The organism is Aeromonas media, assembly GCF_000819985.1.
GTDB classification, from domain to species: domain Bacteria; phylum Pseudomonadota; class Gammaproteobacteria; order Enterobacterales; family Aeromonadaceae; genus Aeromonas; species Aeromonas media.
Genome location: NZ_CDBZ01000165.1, coordinates 595 through 1451, shown reverse-complemented (window position 1 = coordinate 1451; position 857 = coordinate 595). Strand labels below are relative to the sequence as shown.

At 66.6% G+C, this 857-nt stretch carries 1 protein-coding gene; it reads right to left on the bottom strand.

Features of this window, described 5'->3' with window-relative positions; all coding sequences use genetic code 11:
• Positions 1 to 857: tyrosine--tRNA ligase (gene tyrS, locus BN1127_RS14365; RefSeq protein WP_042649921.1), on the bottom strand; the 857-nt coding region annotated here is incomplete at both ends.

Here is an 857-nt window from a genome sequence, read left to right as displayed (position 1 = left end):
CGTCGCCGCAAAACAGCAGCTCGCCGATGCGCTGCGCCGCCGCCAGTGCCCCCTTGCCGTGCACCAGTTCGGTCAGCTCGTCCGCCAGCACCTGCTGGGCCTGCTTGCGCCCCTGCCGACCCGCATCTTCGACTTCCAGCTCCCTGATGGCCGCCAGCGGCATAAAGCTGTAGTAGCGCAGGAAGCGGTAGACATCCTCGTCCGCCGTGCCGAGCCAGAACTGATGGAAGGCGTAGGGCGAGGTGAGCGCCGGATCCAGCCAGATGGCGCCCCCTTCCGTCTTGCCGAACTTGGTGCCATCCGCCTTGGTGATGAGGGGCAGCGTCATGCCATAAACCTGGGCCTGATGCAGTCGCCGGGTGAGATCCATGCCGCTGGTGATGTTGCCCCATTGATCGTTGCCGCCGATCTGCAGGGTGCAGCCGAGACGCTGGTTGAGCACGGCGAAGTCCTGGGATTGCAGCAGGGCGTAGGAGAACTCGGTAAAGGAGATCCCCTGATCCGGGCGAGCCAGCCGCTGGCGCACCGATTCCCGCGCCAGCATGGCGTTGACCGAGAAGTGCTTGCCGATGTCCCGCAGAAAATCGAGGGCGGACATCTGCCCCATCCAGTCGGCGTTGTTGACCAGCACAGGGGCCGCCAGCCCCTCGTTCGCGGGCAGCAGCGCCCGGATCTGGGCGGACAGGCTGGCCACCCAGCCCTGCACGGTTTCGCTGCTGTTGAGGCTGCGCTCGGTCGCCTTGAAGCTGGGATCGCCGATGAGGCCGGTGGCGCCCCCCACCAGGGCCACTGGGGTGTGGCCCGCCAGCTGGAAGCGGCGCAGCATCAAGAGCGGCACCAGATGACCGATATGCAGG